Origin of the sequence: Sphingobium sp. TA15 (genome assembly GCF_037101235.1) — a bacterium.
Taxonomy (GTDB): Bacteria; Pseudomonadota; Alphaproteobacteria; order Sphingomonadales; family Sphingomonadaceae; genus Sphingobium; species Sphingobium indicum.
The window spans coordinates 1,789,104-1,811,482 of sequence record NZ_AP025355.1 but is presented as its reverse complement, the minus strand read 5'-3'; the positions used below and the strand labels follow the sequence as shown (position 1 = coordinate 1,811,482).

Here is a 22,379-nt window from a genome sequence, read left to right as displayed (position 1 = left end):
GCCTCTCGGGCGGCGGAAAGTTGACGCCGCCGCCGCCTTGCGTAAAGGCCAGCCTATGACCGAACTGCCCAAGACCTTCGACCCCGCCGAAATCGAATCCCGCTGGTACGCCCATTGGGAGGAGAAGGGGCTGTTCCGCCCGGAACGGCCCTCTGCGGAACCCTTCACCATCGTCAACCCGCCGCCGAACGTGACGGGCAGCCTGCATATCGGCCATGCGCTGGACAATACGCTGCAGGACATCGTCATCCGTTACGAACGGTTGCGCGGCAAGGATGCGCTGTGGGTGGTGGGCACCGACCATGCGGGCATCGCGACGCAGATGGTGGTCGAGCGGCAGATGGAGGCGCGGCAGGACAAGCGCACCAACTACACCCGCGAGCAGTTCGTCGAGAAGGTGTGGGAGTGGAAGGCGGAGAGCGGCGGCGCGATCACGCGCCAGCTTCGCCGCCTGGGATGCTCCATGGACTGGGCCAATGAGCGCTTCACCATGGACGAGGGCTTTTCGAAGGCCGTCATCAAGGTGTTCGTGGAATTGCACCGGCGCGGCCTGCTCTATCGCGACAAGAGGCTGGTGAACTGGGATCCGCGCTTCCGCTCGGCCATTTCCGATCTGGAGGTGGAGACGCAGGAGGTGAAGGGCGGCTTCTGGCATTTCCGCTATCCGCTGGCCGACGGCGTTCGCCTGGCCGATGGCGCGGACCATATCGTCGTCGCGACCACGCGGCCGGAAACGATGCTGGCCGACATGGCGGTCGCGGTTCACCCTGAAGACTCGCGCTACAGGGATGTGATCGGCAAGGACATCCTCCAGCCGATCACGGGCCGCCGGATCAGGGTGGTGGCTGACGAGCATGCCGATCCGGAACTGGGGTCGGGCGCGGTCAAGATCACGCCGGGGCACGACTTCAACGATTTCGAAGTGGGCAGGCGGGCGGGCTTCAAGGCAGCCGACATGCTCAACATGTTCGACGCCGACGCCAATGTGATTCAGACCGCCGACGGGCTGATCCCGGAGCGGTTCCTGGGCCTGCACCGCTTCCGCAAGGACGGCGTGGACGGCGCGCGCGAGCTGGTGGTGGCGGAGATGAAGGCGCTTGGCCTGCTGGTTCCGCACGTCACCAAGAACAAGGAGGGCGAGGAGGTCGTCGCCGACGCCGAGCCGCGCACTATTCAGACGCCCTTTGGCGACCGTTCGGGCGTGGTGATCGAGCCGTGGCTGACCGACCAATGGTATGTCGATGCGGAGAAGCTGGCGATCGCGCCGATGCAGGCGGTGCGCGACGGGCGGATCGAGATCGTGCCCAAGACATGGGAAAAGACCTTCTTCAACTGGATGGAGAATATCCAGCCCTGGTGCGTGTCGCGCCAGCTTTGGTGGGGGCATCGGATTCCGGCGTGGTTTGGACCCCATACCAATAACGGGGCTATCGTTCCTTCGCTCGGCACCCACATCTTCGTCGCGGAAAACGAGGAGGAAATGCTCGCTCAAGCGCGGGAATGTTATGGCGACGGCGTCGAGATCGTCATTGCCGGTTCCAGGACCGAAGCGGCGGAAATCGGACATCATCCTGCGAAAGCTGTTCTCTATCGCGACCCCGATGTGCTGGATACCTGGTTCTCTTCCGCCCTCTGGCCATTCGGCACGCTGGGCTGGCCGGACGAGACGGAGACGCTCAAGCGCCATTATCCCAATGACCTGCTGATCTCCGGCTTCGACATCCTGTTCTTCTGGGATGCGCGCATGGCGATGCAGGGCATGGAGTTCATGGGTGACGTGCCCTGGCGCAAGCTCTATCTGCACGGCCTGGTGCGCGCCGCCGACGGGCAGAAAATGTCCAAGTCCAAGGGCAATGTCGTCGATCCGCTGGGCCTGATCGACAGGTTCGGCGCGGATGCGCTGCGTTTCTTCATGGCGGCGATGGAAAGCCAGGGCCGCGACGTGAAGATGGATGAGAAGCGCGTCGAGGGCTATCGCAACTTCGCGACGAAGCTGTGGAACGCGGCGCGTTTCCTGCAATCCAACGGCGTCGCGGCCTCTACCAGCCACGAAGCGCCCCATGCTGAAGCGCCGGTCAATCGCTGGATCGTCGCGGAGACGGTGGCGACCGTGCAGGCGATCGACATCGCCATGGCCGAACTGCGCTTCGACGCGGCGGCCAACGCCATCTACCACTTCGTCTGGGACCAGTTTTGCGACTGGTATATCGAGTTGACCAAAGGCTCGATGGATGAAGAAACGAGAGCGGTCGCGGGCTGGGCGTTCGACCAGATATTGGTGATGCTGCACCCCTTCATGCCGTTCATTACCGAAGAGTTATGGAATCTGACTGGGACGCGGGAAAGCGAACTGATCGTCGCGCGCTGGCCGCAGGCGCTTCATGCCGTGGACAGCGAGGCGCAGGCGGAGATCGATTGGCTGATCCGCCTGATCGGCGCGATGCGCACGGCCCGCACCGAACTCAACGTGCCGCCGGGCGCGAAGCTGGGCGTGGTCGTGCACGGCGCGTCGGATGAAACCCGCCGCCGCATCGACCGCCAGGGGGCCGCACTGGCGCGCCTGGGCAGAGTGGAAAGCCTGTCCTTCGGGGACAGCGTCACCGGCGGCGCGGCGCAGATCGTGGTCGACGAGGCGACCTTCATCCTGCCGCTGGAAGGCGTGATCGACATCGAAGCGGAGAAGGCGCGGCTCGCCAAGGCGCTTGCCGGCGCGGAGAAGGAACGGGATTCGCTGTCCGGGCGCCTTTCCAATCCGAGCTTCGTCGAAAAGGCCAAGCCGGAGGCCGTCGCCAAGGCGCGGGAGGATCATGCCGAAAAGGCGGCCGAGGCGGAAAGATTGAAGGCGGCGCTGGAACGACTCGCCTGATCCCAGGCGCGTCGGCCGGGGCGCGCCGAAAAAGAACCGGGGACGATGGGTGGTCGCCCCCGTTTCCATCCGAAAAGGGGGACGCATGGTTGCACGGGAATGGCGCGGCAGGGATCTGACGCAGGGGCCGATCGCATCGGCCCTGTTGCTGTTCGCCATCCCGACATTGGCGTCCAACATCCTCCAGTCGCTGAACGGATCGATCAACGCCATATGGGTGGGTCGTTTCCTGGGCGCTCAGGCGCTGGCGGCGACGGCCAATGCGAACATCACCATGTTCCTGATGTTCTCCGTCGTCTTCGGCTTCGGCATGGCGTCGACGGTGATGATCGCGCAGGCGGTGGGACGGGGGGACCTGGACGCGGCGCGTCGGGCGTTCGGATCGGCCGTCGGCTTCTGCACCCTGCTGGGGTTGGTCGTGGCGACCGGCGGCTGGATCGGCGCGCCCGCCTTGCTGCGGCTGTTGGCGACCCCGGCGGAGGCGTTCGACCTGGCGCTCGTCTATTTGCGGGTGATCTTCGTCGCCATGCCCGCCTCCCTGCTCAGCGTCATGATGATGATGGGCCTGCGCGGGACGGGCGATGCGCGGACGCCGCTGATCTTCATGTTCGTGAGCGTGGGCGTCGACCTCGTCCTGAACCCGGTGCTGATCCTGGGCCTGGGGCCGATCCCGGCGATGGGCATAGGCGGGTCGGCCGCGGCAACGGCGGCGGCGGGCGTCGTCAGCCTGATCGGCCTTGTCCTCTACACCTATGCGAAGGATCTGCCGTTGCGCCTGCGCGGGCGGGAACTGGCTTATCTCCGCCCCGCGCCGGACCAGATGCGCGTCCTGTTCGGCAAGGGGTTGCCCATGGGATTGCAGATGATCGTCATGTCCGCGTCAGGGCTGGTGATGATCGGCCTCGTCAACCGGGAGGGGTTTCTGGTCACCGCGGCCTATGGCGCGGCCCAGCAGATCTGGACCTATCTCCAGATGCCGGCCATGGCGATGGGCGCGGCGGTCAGCGCCATGGCGGCGCAGAATATCGGCGCGGGGCGATGGGACCGGATCGGCCGGATCACCGGATATGGCATGGGTTATCTGCTGCTGATCACCGGCACGATGGTGGCGGTGATCCTGCTGTTCCACGCGCCGCTGCTGGCGCTGTTCCTGGGACGGAACGAAGCCGCCATCGCCGCCGCTTGGCACATGCAGCTCCTGGCGAGCTGGAGCTTCGTGCTGTTCGGCGGCACGATGATCCTGTTCGGCGTGATGCGGGCCAATGGCGTGGTGGTGCGGCCGCTGCTGATCCTGGTCTTCACCCTCTTCGCGGTGCGGCTGGGCTTCTACCATCTGGGCTATCCGCATCTGGGGGCGGACGCATTGTGGCTGAGCTTCCCCGCAGGGTCGGCGTCGTCCTTCCTGCTGGCCGGCCTGGTTTATCTGCAGGGCGGGTGGCGCAAGGCGAAGCTCCTCGTCCCCGTGGACGAAGAGGAGTGCCGCGAAAGCATCAATGCGGAGAGCGAGCCAGCCGGAAGGATCGTCCCGGCGGGATAATCGCTTACCGGCCCTGGCTGCGCCAGCGCGTGATCGTGCGGTCGAGGATGTCCGCTTCGCCGCCGGACTGGCGCCAGAGTTCCGTGAAGCTCGGATCGCCCGAGGCTGGACGCCGCTCCTCCTCCAGATTGTCGAGCGCCACGCGGATCGGGACGGCGACGCCTTCGCCGCAGATGATCGCCTCCCGGTTGCGCAGGGCGGGGATGGAATCGAGGAAGCCGCGCGCGCCTTCGGGCATGGCGGCCTTCACGAAGGCCTGGTCGCGGTCGTTGTTGAGGCGCATCGAGATGATCGTGCCGCATTGCGACAGCACGCCTTCGGCCAGGTCCGACGGACGCTGGGTGATGAGGCCCAGCGACACGCCATATTTGCGGCCTTCCTTGGCGATCCGTTCCAGGATGCGGCGCACGGCCTGGCCGCCGCCGCTGGTGCTGCTGGGGATGTAGCGATGCGCTTCCTCGCAGACGAGCAGGATCGGGCGTTGCGGCTCGTCACGCGCCCACAGCGCATAGTCGAACACCAGCCGCGACAGCACCGACACCACCACGGATGTGATGTCGGACGGCATGGACGACACGTCGATGATCGAGATCGGCTTGCCGCCGGAGGGCAGGCGGAAGATCTTGGCGATGAATTCCTGCATCGAATCCGCGACCAGCATGCCGGAGAACATGAAGCTGTAGCGCGGATCGCTCTTGATCTCGTCGATCTTGGTCTTGAGCCGCATATAGGGCAGCGATCCGGTGCCCTTGTCCAGCTTCCCCATCTCGTTCTGGAGGATGTTGGTAAGGTCCGACAGCAGATAGGGGACGGGCGAATCGACGGTCAGCCGGCCGATGCTCTCCGCCAGCCGGTTCTTCGACCGCGCGGCCAGCAGGCATTTGGCGAGGATGTCGCAATCCACCGTCCGCTCGGAACCTTCGGAGGTGACGAACACCTCGCAATGCTCCTCGAAATTCATCAGCCAATAGGGGAGGGCCAGGTTGTTGACGTCATAGACCGCGCCATTGTGCTGGAAGGCGGCGCCATATTCGCCATGGGGATCGATCATCACGATATGCCCCTGCGGCGACAGGTCGCAGATGCGGTGCAGGATGAGGGCGGCGCTGGTCGACTTGCCGGTGCCGGTCGAACCCAGCAGCGCGAAATGCTTGCCCAGCATCGAATCCACATAGAGCGCGGCGCGGGTGTCGGACGTGGGATAGACGGTGCCGATCTGCACATGGGGGCGATCGTCGGCCGAATAGATCTGCTGCATGTCCGCGCTCGACACCGGATAGACCTCCGTCCCCGGCGTGGGATAACGGGTGACGCCCCGGCGGAAGCGGTAGATGCGTCCCGTCAGCTTCTCCTCATCGCCTTCGCCCAGAAAGTCGATGTCGACGATGATGTTGTTGCTGTCCTGCCGATCCATGGCCATGGCGCGGACGCTGGCGATCAGCCAGACATGGCCGACACGCATCTTCACCTGGCTGCCGACCTGCCCCGCCATGGCGAGCGAAGGATCGGGATCGCGCGACAGCGCGGCGATGCGCGTGGCGTCGATGATCAATTGCGAACTGGACCCGGCGATCTGGAAGACCATCCCCATGGCGTCGGCCGGAGGCTGGAAGGCATGCGCGCCTGCGAAATGGTCTGCACCGTGCATCTGGGTCATGAACCTGTTTTTCCCCTCGACCGGACGGGATTCCGGCACGTCGGATCGATTTAACCGGCGACTGGTAAAGAATCTGCTTATCCCTCGCCCATGTTGAAGGTGCGGCCAGGCCCGCGCCGCGATGGTCAGAGGAAATGCGTGTCAGGCTTGGCTTTTGAAACATCGGCCGGAAATCGGGAAAATCCTGTGTCCCGGGTGCTGACGACCGATGCGGCCCGGCGGTCCGACGCGATTTCCATCGCGCGGGTGATCTGCATATTGGGCGTGGTGTACGTCCATGCCTGGACGGGTCTGAACGGCCACGACCTGGAAAGCCTGAGGGGCACGGCGCAGGACAGCCTGCGCTGGGGCCTGATGGAGGTTTTCGGGCGCAGCGCCGTGCCCCTGCTGGGCCTGATTTCCGGCTGGCTGGTGGAGGGGTCGTCGCGGACCCATGACTGGCTGCGCCATGTCGGGCGGAAGGTGCGGACGATCCTGCTGCCGATGATCCTGTGGAATGCGCTGGCGATCCTGTTCGTGTCCGGCGCGGCCTGGGCGCTGGGCCTGTCGGCGCCGGTGCCATCGTCCACCGGCTGGATGTTCCAGGAATTGTTCATCGTCAGCCGCAATCCCGACATCAACGTGCAGATGCCGTTCCTGCGCGACCTGTTCCTGTGCATGCTGGCCGCGCCCCTGTTCGTCCGCCTGCCGGGCTGGGCGTTGGGCGCGGTGGCGGCGATGGCGGCGCTGTGCCAGATCATGGGATGGGGGCCGCCGGTGCTGATGCGCGCCTCCATCCTGTTCTTCTTCATCATGGGCATCGTGGCGCGGCGCGAGGGGCTGGCCGACCGGGTGGCGGCGCTGCCCTGGACGGCGGCGGCGGCGCCCTTTGCGCTGCTGATGAGCGCGCAGCTCTATATGTCCCTGCATCCGGGCGTGTTGCCGCCGGGCATCGGCGCGGCGACGCTGGACATGGCGGTGCGGGTCGCGGCGGCGCTGTTCTTCTGGCGCTTCGCCTGGTCGCTGGCGGCCAGCGCGGCGCGGGGCATGCTGCTGCGGATCGAACCCTTCGCCTTTTTCCTCTTCTGCTCCCACCTCATCCTGATCTGGCTGGGCGGGCCGGTGCTGGGGGTGGTGTTCGGCAAGCTGGGATCGCCCTTTTATCCCGCCTATCTGCTGGTGCAGCCGCTGCTGGTGCTGGTCGCCGTGATCCTGTTGGGATCACTGCTCAGCCGCGCCGCGCCGGGGCTGGCGAAGCTATTGAGCGGCGGCCGCCTGATGGCTGCCTGACGCCACTCGACCGGCCGCCGCCATGGCGATCTCCAGGCTGCGCTTGCGCGCCTCGAAATCATGGATCTGGCCGCCGATGATGACCTCATCCACCTGGGTGCGGCGGATGAAGGCGGCCAAGTCGCGCTCGAGATCGGCCTGGGTGCCGATGGTGGAAGCGCTCAGCACATCGGCCAGCATCGCCTGCGCCTGCGGCGGCAGGCTTTCATAATAGCCGGCGACGGGTGGTTGCAGCTTGCCCGGCCGGCCGGTGCGCAGGCGCACGAAGGCCTGCTGCATGGAGGTGGCGATCAGCCGCGCCTCCTCCGCCGTGTCGGCTGCGAAGACATTGTAGCCCGCCATCACATAGGGATGAGCAAGCTGCGCAGAGGGCTGGAAATCGCGGCGGTAGATGGCGACGGCCTCGTCCAGCGCGCCGGGCGCGAAGTGCGAGGCGAAGGCGTAGGGCAGGCCCAGCGCGGCGGCGAGTTGCGCGCCATAGAGGCTGGAACCCAGAACCCAGAGCGGCACGTCCTCGCCCGCGCCGGGGGTCGCCTGGAAGCCTAGGCGCTCGTCGCCGGCGAAATAGGCCTGCAATTCCATCACGTCGCGGGGAAAGTCGTCCGGGCCGCCGGTCAGCGTCCGCCGCATGGCCTGGGCCACGCGCTGGTCGGAACCGGGAGCGCGGCCAAGGCCGAGGTCGACGCGGCCGGGAAAGAGCGCCGCCAGCGTGCCGAACTGCTCCGCGATCAGCAGCGGCGCATGATTGGGCAGCATGATGCCGCCCGCGCCGATGCGGATGCGGTCGGTCGCCCGTCCGATATGCGCCAGCACCACGGCGGTCGCGGCCGACGCGATGCCCGGCATGCCATGATGCTCCGCCACCCAATAGCGGTGGAAGCCAAGGTTTTCGGCATGGGCGGCAAAGTCGGCGGCGCGGCCAAGCGCTTCGCCGACGGTGCCGCCTTCGTTGACGGGAACGAGGTCCAGGACGGAGAAACGGGTCATGGCCGAATATGGGGGGCGGACTCGTTCCATTTCAATGCCGGTTCGGGGCGGATGGAATGCGGAGGTCTTCGGGAAACTTTGCGCGCTCCTGCCTCAGCAGGCGCACGGCGCGCCTAACGCCCGCAAATAACGGCCCGAGCATTCAGCCGGCGGCGCGACCGAATCCCTGGGCCGGACTGTCGATGCGGCGGCCGAAACCCTGCGGCCGGCGCGCTACCAGCGGGTTGGCGTCGCGGTCGAGCAGAGCCATCGTCTCCGTGAAGCAGGGCCGCAGCGCGACCACATCCTCGATCAATTCGTCCGGGCCTTCCCGGCTTTCGACGCAGCGGCGGGCGACCATTTCGATCTTCTCGGCCATGGCGCTGAGCCGATAGGCGCCGAACTGGGCCGACTCGCCCTTCAGCTTATGGGCCGGCGCGACCAGCGCGGCGGCGTTGCGGGCGCGAAAGGCCTCCTCGATGGCGCCGATCGCCTTTTCGCCGTCTTCGCGGAAATAGCCCAGGATCCGGAGGAAGGCGGCGCCCAGCTCCGAACGGGATTTGGCAAAATCCGTCCAATTGACCAGTTCGGCCTCTTGATATGACACCCTGACACTCCCTGCTCTGCCGTGGGGAATATAGAAGAGGAGCGTAAATAGGGGGTTAAGTCGGGTGGGATCGTCAAAGCGACCGAGCGAGAGCGAAGAGATGCGGCGCCTTTGCCGTGAAGGCCCAACCCTGTTGCTTCGCCAGCGCCTCCAGTTCCTTGGCCGCGACGGGATCGTCCGCCTCGATCGTTACGGCGTCGGCGGATCGCATCGCCCGCGCCACGCGCAGCGCGGGCCAGGGGCATTTCATGCCCCTGGCGTCGATATGCGCCGCTTCACTTGGTGGCATAGGGGTTCTTGGCGCTGCGCAGCGTCAGCCGCACCGGCACCGCGCCGAATCCCAGTTCCTTGCGGATGCCGTTCACCAGATAGCGGCGGTAGCTTTCCGGCAGTTCGTCCAGCCGCGTGCCGAACAGCACGAAGGTCGGCGGGCGGGTCTTGTTCTGGGTGATGTAGCGCAGCTTGATCCGCTTGCCGCCGGGGGCGGGGGGCGGATTCGCCTCCAGCGCGCGTTCGAACCAGCGGTTGAGGATGCCGGTCGACACGCGCTGCGACCAGGCGGTGCGGGTTTCGAAGGCGACGCGGATCAGGTCGTCCAGCCCCTTGCCGGTGGCGGCGGAGACGGTCATGATCGGCACGCCGCGTATCTGCGCGAGGCCGTCGGACAGCGCCTGCTTGATGCCCTGATAGAGGGCCGAGCCGTTTTCCACCGTATCCCATTTGTTGAGCGCGACGACGAGGGCGCGGCCTTCCTCGATCACCTTGTCGGCGATGCGCAGATCCTGCGCCTCCAGCCCGCGGGTGGAATCGAGCAGCAGCACCACAACTTCGGCGAAGTTCACAGCGTTCAGGCCGTCCGAAACCGCCAGCTTTTCCAGCTTGTCCTGCACCTTGGCGCGCTTGCGCATGCCCGCCGTGTCGATCAGGCGGACGGGGCGTTCGTTGCCGTCCGGGTCGGTCCATTGCCAGTCGACGGCGATGCTGTCGCGGGTGATGCCTGCTTCGGGGCCGGTCAGCAGGCGGTTCTCGCCCAGCAGGCGGTTGATCAGGGTCGACTTGCCCGCATTGGGGCGGCCGACGATGGCGAGTTTCAGCGGCGCGGATTCGAAATCGGCCTCGTCCGGTTCGCCTTCCTCCTCTTCCTCCTCCTCGCGGTCGATATAGGGGAGCAGCGCCTGGAAGAGGTCGGCCAGGCCCTGGCCATGTTCGGCGGAAAAGGGGACGGGGTCGCCCAGGCCCAGACTGAACGCCTCCATGACGCCGTCGTCGCCCGCCTTGCCCTCCGCCTTGTTGGCCATCAGCACGACCGGGGCGTCGCCCTCGCGCAGCCAGCGGGCGATTTCCTCGTCCAGCGGGGTGATGCCGGCGCGGGCGTCGACGACGAACAGCGCGACATCGGCATTTTCCACCGCCGCCTGCGTCTGCATGCGCATGCGGCCGGGCAGGGTCTGCGGGTCTTCATCCTCATAACCCGCGGTGTCGATGATGGTGAAATCGACGCCCAGCAGGTTCGCCTGCCCCTCCCGCCGGTCGCGGGTCACGCCGGGCTGGTCGTCGACCAGCGCCAGCTTCTTGCCGACGAGCCGGTTGAAAAGGGTGGACTTGCCCACATTGGGGCGTCCGACGATGGCAACGGTGGGCAGCATGAGAGGCCCGTATCCTTTCTTGGGTCGCCTGTCAGCACATCAGGCGTAAAAACATGCGTGCTCCTGCGAAGGCAGGAGCCCAGTCCTGCCGTTGGAACTGGGCTCCCGCCTTCGCAGGAGCACGCTTCTTCTTCTGTCGGTCGCGTCAGCGAAACGCCGTCAGCTTGCCGTCGTCCGCCAATATATAGAGCGTGTTGTTCGCCACCACCGGCGACAGCGACATCGGCCGGTCGAGATCGATTTCCGCCTGAATCTTCCCCGTCGTCGGATCGACATAGTTGAGGTCGCCATGGGTCGACACCAGCACCAGCCGCCCGCCCGCCAGCACAGGCCCGGTCCAGCGGATCGCCTTGTCCTTCTTCTTTTCCTTTTCCCAGCGGCGAAGCTGGCTGATCCAGCGAATCCTGCCCGTGGCGCGGGCGACGCAGAGCAGCTTCGCGTCGCTCGTCACCGCAAACACCCATTCGCCCACGACCGCGGGGGTGGAGATGCCCGCGATGTTGATTTCCCAAAGCCGCTGGCCGCTCACCAGTTCATAGCTTGCCATGCGGCCGCCCTGGCCGATGGCGAAGACCCGGCCCCGGTCGATAACCGGATCGGCGTCGATGTCGGTCAGCGTCGCCACGGCGGTCGAGATGCTGGTGCGCGACAGGGCGTCGCCCCACAGCGTCCGGCCATTTTCATAGCGATAGGCGGTGAGTTCGCCCGAACTGTATCCCGCGATCACCGTGCCCTGCGCGGCGGCCGGGGCGGCCACGCCGAAGATGCCGGTCACTTGCAGCGTGCCGCTGTCGGTCCACTGCACTTCGCCGTCGCTCTGGTTGAGGGCGAAGATCTGGTTGTCCTGCCCCATCACATAGACATGGCCGTTGGCCAGCGTCGGCGCGCCGCGCAGCGGACCGCCGGGGCGCTTCTTCCACAGGATGGCGCCTGTGTTCGCGTCGATCGCCGCGACATCGCCGATGCCGGTGCTGGCATAGAGCTTTCCGTCGACGACGCTGACGCCGCCGCCGAACAGGGCGCGGCCGCTGCCCGCGGCGGGGAGCGGGGTCTGCCACAGCTTCGCGCCGCTGTTCGCGTCGAACGCGATCACCCGCGCATCGGCGTCGATCACATAGAGCTTGCCGCCCACCACCACCGGAGCGGAGGCGAGGCGCGCCTGCGGCGTGCTGCCCGCGATGGACACGGTCCATGCCCGCGCGGGCGAAGCGCCCAGCGCCAGATTGCCCATGGTCTTGGCGGGGCTGCCGCCCGGCTGCGACCATTGGTCGTTCACATAGGGTTCGGGCAGGGTCACGGGCACGTCGGCCAGCGTCGGGTCGACCTCCACCCCCTGTTCATTGCTGAGGATCGAGGTGCGCTTGCCGACCACCGGGGTCTTGGGGCCGCCCTTCTTGCCGCCGACGATGCCGCATCCCGCAAGCAGGGCGATCATCATGGCAACGGTCACGGCGCGACCGGCGCCCGAAAATTTCGTCATGCTGTGCATTCCCATGCGCCCAATCATTCCTGTCCCGCCGCGACCGGCGTTTCGACTGCATCCACACCCAATAAGCCCGCCATCTGTCGCGCGCGTGAACGGATCGACTGGGGCACGTCCTTGTCCTTCGCCATGGCGGCGAACAGCGGCCCGGCGAGGTCGGGCTTGCGCATCTTCATATAGGCGATGGCGACCAGTTCCCCGGCGCTGCCGAACCACGGCGCGCCCTCGACGGCAAGGGGCTTCAGCCGGTCGACCACCTGCTGCGGCTGGAGGGTTTCAAACTCCAGCGTGGTCTGGCGGATCAGCGCCAGGTCGCGATAGGGCCGGTCGAGCGAAGCGTCGTCGGCCATCGCCTTATAGGCGGCGATGGCGGCCTTGCTGTCGCCCTTGCGCGCCGCCGTGCCCGCCTTCACCAGCAGGGCGGAGGCGCGGAAGCCGGGCTGGCTGGCCTGGGTCAACTTGTCCAGTTCCTTGGCCTCGGGCGTGCCGCCGCCGACCGCCGTGGCGATCACCTTGTCCATTTCCTCCGACACGGCCTGCGACTGCGTCTTCGTGTAATGCTGCCAGTAGAGCCAGCCGGCGAAGGCCGCGAGGCCGATGATCACCGCCGCGACGATCCAGCGGCCGAAGCGCTGCCAGAAGGTCAGCAACTGGTCCTGCCGAACGGCCTCGTCCACCTCGCGCATGAAGGCTTCGCTGTTTTGCGGCGTCAGGGCCACTTGGGTCTCCAGAAATTCGTCAGAAAAGGCACGCGGAAGGCGCGATCTTTAGCGGCGCAGGCTTCCCGCGCAACTTACTTTTTGGGCCGATAGACCTGATCTTCGGTCGGAAAGTGCCGGTTCCGGACATCCGCCGCATATTGGGCGGCGGCGTTGCCGATGGTTTCCGCGATATTTTCGTAGCGTTTCACGAAACGGGGCACCCGTTCGAACATGCCCAGCATGTCCTCCGCCACCAAGACCTGCCCGTCGCAATGGGCCGATGCGCCAATGCCGATCACCGGCACGTCGACGCTGTCGGTGACGGTGACGGCGATCTCCTCCATCACCCCCTCCAGCACCATGCCGAAGGCGCCCGCCTGCGCCACGGCGCGGGCGTCTGAGACGATCTTGTCATGCTCCTCCCGGCTCTTGCCGCGCGCGCCATAGCCGCCCAGCGCGTTCACCGCCTGGGGGGTGAGGCCGATATGCGCCATCACGGGAATGCCGCGTTGGCTGAGGAAGGCGATGGTTTCGGCCATCGCCGCGCCGCCCTCCAGCTTCACGCCCGCGCAGCCGGTTTCGGCCATGACGCGGCTGGCGCTGGCGAAGGCCTGCTGCGGGGAGGCTTCGTAGCTGCCGAAGGGCATGTCGACCAGCACGACGCTGTGATAGCTGCCCCGCACAACGGCCGCGCCATGGGCGATCATCATGTCGAGCGTGACCGGCAGGGTGGAGGGAAGGCCGTAGATCACCTGCCCCAGCGAATCGCCCACCAGCAGCATGTCGCAATGCGGATCGAGAATCTGCGCCTGCCGCGCCGTATAGGCGGTCAGCATGACCAGCGGCTGTTCCGTCCTGCCCCCGGCCTTGCGCCGCTGGATGGCGGGCACGGTCAGGCGCTTCATCGGCGCGGGCGTGGGATTGGCGCGGCTGGTCGACGTGTCGAGCGTGAAGGTCGTGGACATGGCTGCGCTCTACCGTAGAGCGGCGGCGGGCGCAAATCGGGCGATATGTTGGAAGTGACGTGCTCCTGCGCAGGCAGGAGCACGTCATCCTGACATCGAACCCGAAAAATGCGGGGAGCGACAGGGCCGTGCCGCTCCCCGCAGGGGGTGAACCTCTTTCAAAAGGTCAGAAGGAGAATTTGATCGTTCCGCCCCAGGTCTGCGGGTCGCCAGGCTGGCCGGCGATCAGGCCGGTATTGCCCGGCGCGACCTGGAGATTTTCGATATAGTTCACGTCGAAGGCGTTGCGGACCCAGCCGAAGATGTCGAACCCTTCGCCCCGGAAACCGGCGCGGAAGTTGGTCAGCGCATAGCCCTTCACCTCCGTATAGATGGACGGCGAGGCGTTGGAGTTCCAATGCGACCGATAATTGCCGTCAACGCCCAGATAGACCTGGCCATCCTTGTCCAGCAGCGTGACCGGAATGTTATATTCCGCACCGTAGGAGAAGGCCCATTTCGACACGCCGGGCAGGCGGTCGCCGGAGATGTCGCATGCCCGCGGGCTGAGGGTGTTGGGAACACCCGCATTGGAATAATCGGCGGGCTGATTGGCCGGCTGCAACGTGCCCCCGGACAGTTCGGGCGGGCAGGGGGCATTGGTGAACTTCTTGTACTTGGCGTCGGTGTAAGCGCCGTTCGCATAGGCGGTGAAGCGATCGCTGACGACGACCTTGAAGTCCGCCTCTATGCCCTGCGACCGCACCTTTTCCGCATTGGCGAGGTATCCGCGCACCGTGCCGAACTGTCCGCCATTCACCGTCGCCTGGAAATTCTTGATCTCCGTGCGGAAGGCGGTGAGGTTGAAGGTGGCGCGGCGGTCCCAGAATTGGGTCTTGAGGCCGATTTCATAGTGGTTGACTGACTCAGGCTTCACCGTGCCCGCATCGAAATTCACCGTATTGTCGGCGTTGAGCGGCAAGCCGTTCTGGTTGATGCCCAGCGTCTTGAAGCTCTTGGCGTAGGTCGCATAGGCCAGGACGTCCTGCGCGATCTTGTAATTGACGTTGAAGTCGTAGGTGAAATTCCAGGCGCTGTCCGAAGGGGCGCTGATCTGCGGCTGGTAGACGCCGCACTGGGCCGCCAGCACCGACGGTAGGGGGTTGCCCGGCGTCGTGACGCACGAAATGGCCTGGCCTTGGCCGTTGGTGACAATCCGCTGATAGAAGCCCGACTTCTTGTCGTAGTTCAGGCGGGCGCCGGGCTGGATGGTGAGGGCGTCGGTCACCTTCCAGCTCAGCTGGCCGAACAGCGCCGCGCTGGTGCTCTTGAGCCATTGCGTGTTGCTGGCGGTCAGGCCCTGCAGGATGCTCGGATTCCCCGCATTCGCGCCGGTCAGGCTCCAGCGGCTGGCGTCCGCGCCCTGCTGTTCCGTTCCCTGGGTGTCGATGCGCTGCTTGAAGCCGAACAGGCCGACCACGAAGTCGATCTTCTGGCTTTCGTAATTATAGCGGAATTCCTGGCTATACTGGTCCTGCTGCGAAGGGTTCTGCGATTTGGACACGATCGAGAGGCCGGTGAAGTCGCGGTCATTTTCCGGCTTCCAGTCCCAGAAGCGCCAGGCGGTGACGGAGGTCAGCGTGCCGGGGCCGACATCCCATTTGATCCGCGCCGACACGCCGCCGATCTTGTTGCCCGCGTTCAGGCTGCTGTCCAGGTCCGTCAGCCGGTCATAGGGATTGCGGCTGGGCACCGCATAGTTGCGGCCGGGGAAGGCAGGGTTGGGATTGGCGTTGATCGCCTTGACCAACTCATCATATTGGCGCGTGATCGGCCGCTGGGTCGTGCCCACCCGCACGAACACGGTGCCGCAGCATTCCGGGTCCTGCTTGCTGTAGTCGCCCGACAAAGTGATGCTGAAATCGTCGTTGGGCTTGAACAGCAACTGGCCGCGAATGCCCAGATTGTCCTGCTCGTTGATCCAGCGCTGGCTCGTCACATTGTACAGCGTGCCCCGGCGGCTGGTCGCGGCCACCGCGATGCGGGCGGCGACGGTGTCCGACAGCGGGCCGGAAATGGCGGCCTTCGCCTGCTTGTAGTTGAGGTTGCCGACGGTCAGTTCGGCGCGCGCTTCGAAATCGAAGGTCGGCTGGTTGGTCGTGATGTTGATCGCGCCCGCCGTGGTGTTCTTGCCGTAGAGCGTGCCCTGCGGGCCGCGCAGCACTTCGACCTGGGCGACGTCCAGGAAGTCGAAGGTCGCGGCGGCGACGCGGCTGTTATAGACGTCGTCGACATAGATGCCGACGCCCTGTTCGAAGCCGTCGCTGGTCAGGCCGAAGGGAACGCCCAGGCCGCGGATGTTGACCGACGTGTTGCGCGGATTGGTGGTGTAGACCTGAAGCGTCGGCGCCAGTTGCTGGAGCTTCACGACGTTGAAATTGCCGGTCGCCTCTATGCTGTCGCCCCGGATGACGGAGATCGCCAGCGGCACTTCCTGCGCGGTTTCGGCGCGGCGGCGGGCGGTGACGATGATCACTTCGCCCCGGCCGGTGGCCTGCTCGGCGCTTTCGCTATTGTCGGCGGCGGGCTGAGGCGCGTCCTGCGCGGACGCATTGGACGCGATGATGGATGCGCTCGCCACGCCGGCGAGCCACAGAAAACGCGCAATCATGGTAATTCCCCTTCCGGATGTCCGGTGAATGTTGATCGCGGCCTCTGCGGTGGTCCGCTCAAAGCCGTTGGTCTGGGAATGGAAAATGTGGCCCACCCCTTGCCACCTGTTATTCGGCCCCTTGTTGCAGGCCTTGTTCAGCAACCCTGAATCTTCCTTGCGCCCCCGCTATTGTTTCAGGCGGTGAGCCGCGTCTTTTCCGTCACGTCGATCTGCACGACGCGCGCGTCGTGCACGGTCAGCGTGACGGACCCGAAACGAAGCGCCTCCAGCACGCTGCGCACCTTTTCGATGCTGGCGGCGATGTCGTGGCGCTGCCCGTCGCTGCGGCCGTTGCGGGCGAATTCAATGGATCGGTTTTCACTCATAAACACCTCTTAGCCGCTCTTTATCTCAACTATATTGATAGACAAAAAAGCAAATATAAGGGGCGCTCAAGTTTCTCTTGTCGCGCCCCGGAAGCATCGTGCGGAAAGCCTGTCGAAGGGCCGGTTTTCCGCGGAAACGATGCGATAACTTCAGCCGTTGACCTGCAGCGCCGCCCATCGCCGCTCCTGATGCGCCAGCGGGATGGCGGGGCGTAACTGGCGCATTGCAGAGGCCTGCTCATGCGCATTGTCGATCAGTTTTTCCAGCAGCGCCTGGCCGAAGCGCCATTCGCCCAGGCCCGATTCCGCGTTGATGTGGCCGCAATAGCCGGCGTCGACGAAGCTGCTGCCCCAATTCTTGCCGATGCTGTGGGCGCGTTCGAAGAAGATATAGGGATCGTTGCGGCTCGCAACGACGATCGAGGGAAAGGGCAGTTGGGCGCGGGGCGTGGGGCCGAAGCCGCCGATCGTCTCGGGCGTTTCCATCCGGTCGCAATCGGGCGGCGCCACCAGCAGCGCGCCCGTCACCGGCCAGCCATAGGCCTGGCTCTGCAAAGCGCCCCACCATGCGACGGCCAGGCAGCCCAGGCTGTGCGCGGCCAGCACGATCGGCCCGTCCGCCGCCCGGATCGCCGCGTCCAGCCGCGTGACCCAGCTGTTGCGGTTGGGGCTGGCCCAGCTTCCCAGATCGACCCGCTCGCAATCGCCGCGCGTTTCTTCCCACAGCGTCTGCCAATGGCCCGGCCCGCTATTGTTGAGACCGGGGATGGTCAGCACGACCGGCTGGCGCGCATCTCCCGAATGTCCGAATCGCTCCATGGTCAAATCCTCGTCCTATTGTCGAGGGAGAGTTAATTCTATTCATATGGTAGACAATAGGCAAGCGACAAAATGTGTCGAAATCTGGGCAACCCGATTCATCTGGGGTTCATATAACCGAAAGGGTCGCGGAGGCGCCGCCTTTACGCAGCCCGGGACCGCCGGAAGGCTCCTCACCAAGGGTAGATCAGCCCATAATAGTGGAAGACGCTGCGGCCATAGGCGTCGTCATAATCGGGGCGCTCGTCCGGCAGGTGGCGGGGCGCCTGGTCCAATATGTCCTTGGCCAGGTCCACCACATAGCCGCCCTTTTCCGTGTCGTAGTTCAGCATCGACCAGGGCAGCGGATAATGATCGCTGCCCATGCCCAGGAAACCGCCGAAGGACAGCACGGCATAGCGGACCTGCCCGCTGCGCTTGTCGACCATGAAGTTCGAGATGTGGCCCAGCCGCTCCCCCTGGCGGTTGTAGACGGTGGTGCCCTCGACCCGGTCGGATGCGATCAGGTCGCCATGATTTTCCCTCGCCATGTCAGACATCGTCACTCTCCTGCGAAGAAATCGCGTTATGATGATGAACCATGGGGAACCGGCCGGGTTCCCACGGCAGGCGAACAGGAGGACGATCATGAAGATCAATCGCAGCGGATCGGCGGTATGGAGCGGCGGCCTGAAGGACGGCAAGGGCGCGATCTCCACCCAGAGCGGCGCGCTGGACGCGCATCCCTATGGTTTTGCGACGCGCTTCGAAGGGGTGCCGGGCAGCAATCCCGAAGAACTGATCGCGGCCGCCCATGCATCCTGCTTCACCATGGCGCTGTCCCTGATTCTTGGCGAAGCGGGGCTGACGGCGGAGAAGATGGAGACGAACGCCGTCGTGACGCTGGAACAGCAGGAGGGCGGCTTTGCCATCACGGCGAGCAGGCTGAGCCTGAAGGCGACCATCCCCGGCGCGGACGACGCCCATTTCCAGGAACTGGCGGCCAAGGCGAAGGCCAATTGCCCGGTGTCGAAGCTGCTGAACGCGGAGATCAGCCTGGACGCGGAACTGCTAGGCTGAAGGCGCGGGCGGGGCGCGGACATGTTCGCGCCAGGCGATGTACAGGCCGCTCCCGACGATCAGCGCCGCGCCGATCCAGGTCGTCGCCATCGGCCAATTGCCCCAGATCGCCCAGCCGAGCAGCGTCGTCCAGACGATGGAGCTGTAGTCCATCGGCAGCACCACGGAAACGGGCGCCCGGCGCAGGGCGGCGGTCATGCAGATTTGCGCGATGCCGCCCGACAGGCCGATCAGCAGCAGCAGGCCCCATGTCGCGGCGTCATGGGCCTGCCCGTGGAACAGCATCGCCGCGCCCAGCGGCGGCAGGGAGAGGAGGGTGAACCAGAAGACGATCACCCCGGCGCTTTCCGTGCGGCCCAGTTCGCGCAGGACCAGGCTGACGCAGGCGGTGACGAAGGCGGCGGACAGCGCGACCGCGACGCCGATGGCGGGGAAATGCCCCGCATCCGGCCGGACCATCACGATCACGCCCAGAAAGCCGATGAGCACCGCGCTCCACCTGTGGATGCCGGTCGCCTCCCGCAGGATGAGCGCGGACAACAGGGTGCCGAAGATAGGCATGGTGAAACCGATGGTCACCGCCTCCGCCGGCAGCAGCAGGATGTAGGACAGGAAATTGAGCAGCATGCCGGTCATGCCGATGACCATGCGGGTGGCGTGAACGCCGATGCGCCGGGTGCGGATCGATCCCGCGCCGGTCGTGGTCGCGATCCAGGCGAACACCACCGGCAGCGCCAGCGCCTGGCGGTAGAACAGCGATTCGACCACATGGACCCCGCGCGCATCGGCCAGCCGGACCGTCACGAACATGACCGACAGGCAGATCACCGCGACCAGCCGCAGGCCGATGGCGGCGAGCGGACGATGCGGGCTGTTGGATGGGGATGGAGGCGGCATGCAACCGCCTTAGCCCCGCTGCGCGATGACGCAACCGTCCAAGCCGAGATGGGCGGGTCCGGGATGTGGGGATTGGCCAATCCAAGACATTCCCCTCCCGCAGGCGGGAGGGGTTAGGGGTGGGCGCGACCCCGGACTTGATCCGGGGGAGCTTCCGGCTTCGAGTCTGTTTGGAAATGCGCCTTTCGGCGCACCGCGGCACCAGCCCTCTCCCCCACCCGGCCACCCAACGGCACTATCATATGGGTGGCCGGGTGGGGGAGAGGGCTGGTGCCGCCTCGAAATGCGATCTTCCGCGCATTTCCAAACAGACTCTTAGCCGTTGCAAAACAACGCTGATGTCGCGCCGGTCCACCCCCTAGCCCCCTCCCGCCTGCGGGAGGGGGAATGACGGCTCCCCACCCAAAATCGGTTGTCCAAGCCGCCGGCCATGAAATACCGAACGGAAAATGCCTATTTGATCGCCGGAGATCGATGAAAGGACGCAATTCCGCCATGCTTCCGGATGCGTCATTAATGTCACTGTCAACAAATAATTAATGGCATTTTTATGGCAAAATGTTAATGTTGGAACTGCGGGGTCCAGTCGATTCTGCGAGGTCCATCATGTCCAGGTTGAGGATGGCGGCCGGTGCCGCCAGTTGCTTTGTCGCGCTCTTTTTCGGCGGTGCCGCGTCTGCGGGGGAGGCACGGTGTTGGCAAGGCTATGAAGTCGAAGCGGCGCGAGTCAGGGATTTACAGATCATGTTGATGCTGGGATCGCTGAAATGCCGGTCGACCAATAGCGAGATCACGGCAAAATACGATAAATTCTACGAGAAGATGGGAAATGCCGATAAATATAATAATGCATTGAAACTGCGCTTCATGCGCGAAAACGGCATAGCTGACGGACAGCGTGCCTATGATGATTTCATAACCAGACTGGCCAATAGTCATAGCGATGGCGTCCAGACGGCGGGTTTCTGCCAGATGGCCGACACGCTGTTGAGCCTGGCGACCGACGCCGGTGCGAATGAACTGCCGATGCTGGCCCGGAATTTCTCGGAAAAACCGGCCGGGGTCGGAGATGTGTGTGAAGTGACGGCCGCTGCGGCTCCGGTTCCGGCAAGCGATCCGGTGACGCCGGCGACAACGGCGGTGGCAGTGGCGGAGACGGCAGCGCCCGTCACGCCGCAATCCGTCCCGCCGCAATCCGCTGCGGCGGCGCTGGAGGCGGCCGCGGTCGCGCTTCAGTCGGCGGCGGCGAGCCTCAAGACCCAGCCCGGTGCGGCCGGCGCGGCGACGAAGGACGCCGCGGCGGATGCGCAACCGACGCTGGTGGCGGTGGCGAAGCCCGTAAGCTGAGAGTGGGAGAGGTGCCGCGCCTTTGGGGGAGCGCGGCATGGGGGCAATATTCAGCCCCGGAACGCTTTTTTAGTCCCCGCCGCGTTCCCTTCGCTTCCGCTCCGGCTTGCCGGTCGACCCGTCGTCATGCTGAAACACGTTCAGCATGACGGGCGGCGGTGAGTGCTCAGCGCTTTTCATATTTCCAGTTGCGACCCTTTCCTTCCGCGATCCATTCGACCGCCTGGGCGATGCGCTTGTCGCGCGTGGCGTCGGTCTTCGCCTCATTGATCCATTCGCAATAATCGCGGATCTTGCCGGGCGGGAAGCCTGCCCAGATCGCCGCGGCGGCGGGATCGGCCTCTATCGCGGCGGCGAAGGCGGGATGCAGCGGGAGCGGCGCGCGCGCGCGCCTGCTCCCGGCGCGGGTTTTGTCGCCCGCGTCGATCAGCGCCATGGCCTTGGCCAGCAAGGCCGTCAGTTCCGCGTCGGCGGGCAGGTCGTCCAGACTGGCGATCCGGCCGAACTGGCCCATGGCTTCATCGCTGGCGTCGGCCCGCGCCATCTTGTCATGCCAGAAGCCGAAGGCGACATGCCGCCGGAAGCCCGCCATGTTGCAGAGATTCTGCCCCCGATAGGTGAAGAAGGGCATGCTCCATTTCATAGTCTCCCCGACCTCCGGCCCAATCTCCGGCCCAGTTTCCGGCGAGGCGGCGTGGATCAGGGCGCGCAGATGGGCGAGGATGGGGCGGGCGAAATCGGCCTGTCTGGCAATATAGGCGTCGATGCGGGGATCGGCCGCCATCGCCTTTTACCCCTGCCGATGCCGGGCGGTCAGCAGATAGTCGATCGCCTGATTGGGTGAGAGGATGAAGCCCCTGCCGGGCGTGAAGCTGATGCCTGCGCTGTCGATGACTTCCAGGCCCGCATCTTCCAGCAGCTTCGTCAACTCCTCCGGATTGATGAATTTATGCCAGTCATGCGTGCCCTTGGGGATGCCGCCGATGCTTTCGCCGATGGTGATCATGGCCAGCCGGGACAGCGGCGTGCGGTTGGGCGTGGAGAGGATCAGCAGGCCGCCGGGCGCCAGCTTCTCCGCCAGCGCGGCGACGAAGGCGGCCGGGTCCGCCACATGCTCTATCACCTCCATCGAGGTGACGAGGTCGAAGCCGCTTTCCTCCAACTGCTCCACCGGGGTGGCGCGGTAGTCGATAGCAAGGCCTTGTCCGGCCGCATGGCTGCGCGCCACGGCGATATTCTCCTCCGCCGCGTCCAGCGCCGTCAGCGCCGCGCCCATGCGGGCCAGGGGTTCGGAGAGCAGTCCCGCGCCGCAGCCGACATCCAGCGCCCGCCTGCCCGCGAGCGGACGGAAGCTCCGGTCATGTCCCGGCCAGTGCCGGTCGATAGCGTCGCGGATATAGCGCAGCCGCACGGGGTTCAGCTTATGCAGCATGGCGCTGCTGCCCTTGGGATCCCACCAGTCGGCGGCCATGCCGCCGAAATGCGCGGCCTCGCGGGGGTCTATGGTGCTGGAAGCTGTGTTCGCCATGATCGTCCTGCTAC

Annotated in this window: 20 protein-coding genes; 5 read left to right on the top strand and 15 right to left on the bottom strand. The window is 65.5% G+C overall.

The features are described from left to right. The first annotated feature begins 55 nt into the window (after nt 1–55). Both Sj15T_RS08980 and Sj15T_RS08975 read left to right on the top strand, forming a co-directional pair. Nucleotides 56–2,866, top strand: coding sequence for a valine--tRNA ligase (locus tag Sj15T_RS08980; RefSeq protein ID WP_013040702.1), 2,811 nt, complete (start codon nt 56–58; stop codon nt 2,864–2,866). 85 nt (nt 2,867–2,951) lie between these two features. Further along, nucleotides 2,952–4,403, top strand: a complete 1,452-nt coding sequence (locus Sj15T_RS08975) for an MATE family efflux transporter (protein WP_013040701.1) — start codon at nt 2,952–2,954, stop codon at nt 4,401–4,403. 4 nt (nt 4,404–4,407) lie between these two features. On the opposite strand, the gene Sj15T_RS08970 is transcribed toward Sj15T_RS08975, so the two are convergent. Next, the gene (locus Sj15T_RS08970; protein WP_041386494.1) at nt 4,408–6,060 is read right to left on the bottom strand and encodes an ATP-binding protein; all 1,653 of its coding nucleotides are present in this window, start codon (nt 6,058–6,060) and stop codon (nt 4,408–4,410) included. Between the two features lie 147 nt (nt 6,061–6,207). On the opposite strand from Sj15T_RS08970, the gene Sj15T_RS08965 reads away from it, so the two are divergent. Continuing rightward, nucleotides 6,208–7,329 carry an acyltransferase gene (locus Sj15T_RS08965; RefSeq protein WP_007684181.1) on the top strand — a complete coding sequence of 374 codons (1,122 nt, stop codon included), beginning with the start codon at nt 6,208–6,210 and terminating at the stop codon, nt 7,327–7,329. Here the strand turns inward: Sj15T_RS08965 and Sj15T_RS08960 are convergent. From Sj15T_RS08960 to Sj15T_RS08910, 11 genes are all read right to left on the bottom strand, one after another. After that, entirely contained in the window at nt 7,297–8,316 is a 1,020-nt protein-coding gene (locus tag Sj15T_RS08960) for an LLM class flavin-dependent oxidoreductase (protein WP_041385995.1), read from the bottom strand. The two genes, Sj15T_RS08965 and Sj15T_RS08960, sit on opposite strands and share 33 nt — an antisense overlap. A gap of 142 nt (nt 8,317–8,458) precedes the next feature. Next, the gene (locus tag Sj15T_RS08955) at nt 8,459–8,902 is read right to left on the bottom strand and encodes an Hpt domain-containing protein (RefSeq protein WP_013040697.1); all 444 of its coding nucleotides are present in this window, start codon (nt 8,900–8,902) and stop codon (nt 8,459–8,461) included. A 73-nt stretch (nt 8,903–8,975) separates the two neighbouring features. Beyond that, nucleotides 8,976–9,191, bottom strand: a complete 216-nt coding sequence (locus Sj15T_RS08950; RefSeq protein WP_013040696.1) for a sulfurtransferase TusA family protein — start codon at nt 9,189–9,191, stop codon at nt 8,976–8,978. Then, nucleotides 9,178–10,548 (bottom strand): ribosome biogenesis GTPase Der, encoded by a 1,371-nt coding sequence (gene der / locus Sj15T_RS08945; protein WP_007684185.1) that lies wholly within the window; start codon nt 10,546–10,548, stop codon nt 9,178–9,180. Before der ends, Sj15T_RS08950 begins: the two co-directional genes overlap by 14 nt. Nucleotides 10,549–10,693: 145 nt before the next feature. Then, nucleotides 10,694–12,043: a PQQ-binding-like beta-propeller repeat protein gene (locus tag Sj15T_RS08940; protein WP_193377918.1), complete on the bottom strand. Its 1,350-nt coding sequence runs from the start codon at nt 12,041–12,043 to the stop codon at nt 10,694–10,696. An 8-nt stretch (nt 12,044–12,051) separates the two neighbouring features. Next, nucleotides 12,052–12,750 carry a tetratricopeptide repeat protein gene (locus Sj15T_RS08935; RefSeq protein WP_013040694.1) on the bottom strand — a complete coding sequence of 233 codons (699 nt, stop codon included), beginning with the start codon at nt 12,748–12,750 and terminating at the stop codon, nt 12,052–12,054. A 74-nt stretch (nt 12,751–12,824) separates the two neighbouring features. After that, entirely contained in the window at nt 12,825–13,697 is an 873-nt protein-coding gene (gene panB, locus Sj15T_RS08930; RefSeq protein WP_013040693.1) for a 3-methyl-2-oxobutanoate hydroxymethyltransferase, read from the bottom strand. A gap of 166 nt (nt 13,698–13,863) precedes the next feature. After that, entirely contained in the window at nt 13,864–16,347 is a 2,484-nt protein-coding gene (locus Sj15T_RS08925) for a TonB-dependent receptor (RefSeq protein ID WP_013040692.1), read from the bottom strand. Nucleotides 16,348–16,523: 176 nt separating this feature from the next. Beyond that, nucleotides 16,524–16,715: a YezD family protein gene (locus tag Sj15T_RS08920; protein WP_007684190.1), complete on the bottom strand. Its 192-nt coding sequence runs from the start codon at nt 16,713–16,715 to the stop codon at nt 16,524–16,526. 150 nt (nt 16,716–16,865) lie between these two features. Beyond that, the gene (locus tag Sj15T_RS08915; protein WP_007684191.1) at nt 16,866–17,534 is read right to left on the bottom strand and encodes an alpha/beta hydrolase; all 669 of its coding nucleotides are present in this window, start codon (nt 17,532–17,534) and stop codon (nt 16,866–16,868) included. Between the two features lie 173 nt (nt 17,535–17,707). Beyond that, a complete protein-coding gene (locus Sj15T_RS08910) occupies nt 17,708–18,073 on the bottom strand; it encodes a PRC-barrel domain-containing protein (protein WP_007684193.1) in 366 nt (121 codons plus the stop codon). 88 nt (nt 18,074–18,161) lie between these two features. Here Sj15T_RS08910 and Sj15T_RS08905 point away from each other — a divergent pair, with 88 nt between their 5' ends. Further along, on the top strand, nt 18,162–18,593 hold the full coding sequence (locus Sj15T_RS08905; protein ID WP_041386492.1) for an OsmC family protein: 432 nt from the start codon (nt 18,162–18,164) through the stop codon (nt 18,591–18,593). On the opposite strand, the gene Sj15T_RS08900 is transcribed toward Sj15T_RS08905, so the two are convergent. Continuing rightward, complete coding sequence (locus Sj15T_RS08900; protein ID WP_013040689.1) at nt 18,585–19,490, bottom strand: DMT family transporter; 906 nt, start codon at nt 19,488–19,490, stop codon at nt 18,585–18,587. The two genes, Sj15T_RS08905 and Sj15T_RS08900, sit on opposite strands and share 9 nt — an antisense overlap. Nucleotides 19,491–20,234: 744 nt before the next feature. Between Sj15T_RS08900 and Sj15T_RS08895 the strand changes: the two genes are divergently transcribed. Continuing rightward, complete coding sequence (locus Sj15T_RS08895; protein ID WP_013040686.1) at nt 20,235–20,837, top strand: hypothetical protein; 603 nt, start codon at nt 20,235–20,237, stop codon at nt 20,835–20,837. A 166-nt stretch (nt 20,838–21,003) separates the two neighbouring features. On the opposite strand, the gene Sj15T_RS08890 is transcribed toward Sj15T_RS08895, so the two are convergent. Together Sj15T_RS08890 and ubiG are read right to left on the bottom strand one after the other, a co-directional pair. Next, entirely contained in the window at nt 21,004–21,621 is a 618-nt protein-coding gene (locus tag Sj15T_RS08890; RefSeq protein WP_013040685.1) for a YdeI/OmpD-associated family protein, read from the bottom strand. A 6-nt stretch (nt 21,622–21,627) separates the two neighbouring features. Beyond that, on the bottom strand, nt 21,628–22,365 hold the full coding sequence (gene ubiG / locus Sj15T_RS08885; protein ID WP_013040684.1) for a bifunctional 2-polyprenyl-6-hydroxyphenol methylase/3-demethylubiquinol 3-O-methyltransferase UbiG: 738 nt from the start codon (nt 22,363–22,365) through the stop codon (nt 21,628–21,630). Nucleotides 22,366–22,379: the final 14 nt, after the last annotated feature.

Bases quoted from the DNA above. Each gene is read 5' to 3' on its own strand.
- Sj15T_RS08980 (WP_013040702.1), top strand. From the start codon at position 56: ATGACCGAACTGCCCAAGACCTTCGACCCCGCCGAAATCGAATCCCGC.
- Sj15T_RS08975 (WP_013040701.1), top strand. From the start codon at position 2,952: ATGGTTGCACGGGAATGGCGCGGCAGGGATCTGACGCAGGGGCCGATC.
- Sj15T_RS08970 (WP_041386494.1), bottom strand. From the start codon at position 6,060: ATGACCCAGATGCACGGTGCAGACCATTTCGCAGGCGCGCATGCCTTC.
- Sj15T_RS08960 (WP_041385995.1), bottom strand. From the start codon at position 8,316: ATGACCCGTTTCTCCGTCCTGGACCTCGTTCCCGTCAACGAAGGCGGC.
- Sj15T_RS08950 (WP_013040696.1), bottom strand. From the start codon at position 9,191: ATGCCACCAAGTGAAGCGGCGCATATCGACGCCAGGGGCATGAAATGC.
- der (WP_007684185.1), bottom strand. From the start codon at position 10,548: ATGCTGCCCACCGTTGCCATCGTCGGACGCCCCAATGTGGGCAAGTCC.
- Sj15T_RS08940 (WP_193377918.1), bottom strand. From the start codon at position 12,043: ATGGGAATGCACAGCATGACGAAATTTTCGGGCGCCGGTCGCGCCGTG.
- panB (WP_013040693.1), bottom strand. From the start codon at position 13,697: ATGTCCACGACCTTCACGCTCGACACGTCGACCAGCCGCGCCAATCCC.
- Sj15T_RS08925 (WP_013040692.1), bottom strand. From the start codon at position 16,347: ATGATTGCGCGTTTTCTGTGGCTCGCCGGCGTGGCGAGCGCATCCATC.
- Sj15T_RS08920 (WP_007684190.1), bottom strand. From the start codon at position 16,715: ATGAGTGAAAACCGATCCATTGAATTCGCCCGCAACGGCCGCAGCGAC.
- Sj15T_RS08915 (WP_007684191.1), bottom strand. From the start codon at position 17,534: ATGGAGCGATTCGGACATTCGGGAGATGCGCGCCAGCCGGTCGTGCTG.
- Sj15T_RS08910 (WP_007684193.1), bottom strand. From the start codon at position 18,073: ATGTCTGACATGGCGAGGGAAAATCATGGCGACCTGATCGCATCCGAC.
- Sj15T_RS08905 (WP_041386492.1), top strand. From the start codon at position 18,162: ATGAAGATCAATCGCAGCGGATCGGCGGTATGGAGCGGCGGCCTGAAG.
- Sj15T_RS08900 (WP_013040689.1), bottom strand. From the start codon at position 19,490: ATGCCGCCTCCATCCCCATCCAACAGCCCGCATCGTCCGCTCGCCGCC.
- Sj15T_RS08895 (WP_013040686.1), top strand. From the start codon at position 20,235: ATGTTGATGCTGGGATCGCTGAAATGCCGGTCGACCAATAGCGAGATC.
- Sj15T_RS08890 (WP_013040685.1), bottom strand. From the start codon at position 21,621: ATGGCGGCCGATCCCCGCATCGACGCCTATATTGCCAGACAGGCCGAT.
- ubiG (WP_013040684.1), bottom strand. From the start codon at position 22,365: ATGGCGAACACAGCTTCCAGCACCATAGACCCCCGCGAGGCCGCGCAT.